Source organism: Modicisalibacter radicis (assembly GCF_900961225.1).
GTDB lineage: Bacteria > Pseudomonadota > Gammaproteobacteria > Pseudomonadales > Halomonadaceae > Modicisalibacter.
Window position 1 is genome coordinate 1 of sequence record NZ_CAAHFN010000115.1, and the last position, 1,061, is coordinate 1,061.

At 68.0% G+C, this 1,061-nt stretch carries 1 protein-coding gene; it reads right to left on the reverse strand.

Features of this window, described 5'->3' with window-relative positions; translation table 11 throughout:
* On the reverse strand, positions 1-1,061 hold a 1,061-nt coding region (locus HR9077_RS19110), incomplete at both ends, for a dihydroxy-acid dehydratase (protein ID WP_210725979.1).

A 1,061-nucleotide genomic window follows, 5' to 3' on the forward strand; every position in this document is an offset into this window, starting at 1 on the left:
TCGTTGTACTGCGGGGCGTCCTTGACGTTGTCCCACAGCGTGCGGCCGTTGACGGTCAGGGCGTCCTTGTGGGGCAGCCGGTCGGCCTCGCCGAGCCGGCGCAGCACCGCGGGCAGGCCGCCGGCATAGTAGAACTCTTCCATCAGGAAACGCCCGGAGGGCTGCAGGTCGACGATCGTCGGCGTGCCGCGGCCGATGCGGGTCCAGTCGTCGAGTGGCAGGTCGACGCCGATGCGCCCGGCGATGGCCTTGAGGTGGATCACCGCGTTGGTCGAGCCGCCGATGGCGGCGTTGGTGCGGATGGCGTTCTCCAACGCCTGCTTGGTGAGCACCTTCGACAGGGTCAGGTCCTCGTGGACCATCTCGACGATGCGGTTGCCGGAGAGATGGGCGAGCACGTAGCGCCGCGAGTCCACCGCCGGGATCGCGGCGTTGTGCGGCAGCGAAGTGCCCAGCGATTCGGCCATGCAGGCCATGGTCGAGGCGGTGCCCATGGTGTTGCAGGTGCCGGCGGAGCGCGACATGCCGGCCTCGGCGGCCATGAAGTCGTGAAGCGAGATCTCGCCGGCCTTGACCTGCTCGGAGAGCCGCCAGACCACGGTGCCCGAGCCGATGTCCTTGCCCTCGTGCTTGCCGTTGAGCATCGGCCCGCCGGTGACCACGATCGTCGGGATGTCACAGCTCGCTGCGCCCATCAGCAGCGCCGGGGTGGTCTTGTCGCAGCCCACCAGCAGCACCACGGCGTCCAGCGGGTTGCCGCGGATCGCTTCCTCGACGTCCATGCTCGCCAGGTTGCGGGTGAACATCGCGGTGGGGCGCAGGTTGGACTCGCCGTTGGAGAACACCGGGAACTCCACCGGGTAGCCGCCGGCTTCCAGCACGCCCTGCTTGACGTGCTCGGCGAGCTTGCGGAAATGGGCGTTGCAGGGGGTGAGCTCCGACCAGGTGTTGCAGATGCCGATGATCGGCTTGCCCTGGAACTCATGATCGGGGATGCCCTGGTTCTTCATCCAGCTGCGGTACATGAAGCCGTTCTTGTCGGCCGTGCCGAACCAGGCGGC